This window comes from Mycobacterium sp. NGS39, from assembly GCF_059812765.1.
The window spans coordinates 1-559 of the sequence record NZ_JCALDH010000032.1 but is presented as its reverse complement, the minus strand read 5'-3'; the positions used below and the strand labels follow the sequence as shown (position 1 = coordinate 559).

At 66.2% G+C, this 559-nt stretch carries 1 protein-coding gene; it reads right to left on the bottom strand.

The genetic code is table 11. The annotated features are described in order from the left end of the window. The coding region (locus tag AC5Y39_RS21225) for an IS110 family transposase (protein WP_500048291.1) at positions 1-553 on the bottom strand (553 nt) is incomplete at its 3' end. Between the last annotated feature and the right edge of the window lie 6 nt (positions 554-559).

The following is a 559-nucleotide window of genomic DNA, read 5'->3' as shown; positions in this document are numbered from 1 at the left end:
CGGGTGTGGGTGCACGGCTCAACACGGCCAACGCGTCGCCGTCGGTGAGCGAATCGAAGGCCTCCAACGCCGCGGGGTAGTACTCCCGCAGCCCGCTGCGCAACATGTTGGCGTGCCGCGTACGCGCCCAGATCAAGCTCTGATGGGAGCGGGCCAGCACCTTGATCGCCTCGGCATTGGCGCTGTCGCCGGCAATCCGACGATGATTGTGGCGGTCGGTGCGGACCAGATCCGCCAACAGCTTGGCGTCGGCGGCATCGGACTTCGCCCCCGACACATGATGACGGTCGCGGTAGCGAGCCGCGGCCATCGGGTTGATCGCCCACACCTGATACCCGGCCGCGACCAACGCCGAGACCCACAGGCCGCGATCGGTTTCGATGCCGATCATCACCTGGTCGGGCTCTTCGACGTGCGCGGCGATCAGCTCGTGCAGGGCCCGGATACCGGCCAGGCCCTCAGGTAATCGCCGGGCTGCCAGTCGTTGGCCGGACTGATCCATCAGATACACGTCGTGATGCTCTTCAGCCCAGTCGTCGCCGATGAAAATCACCAGTGC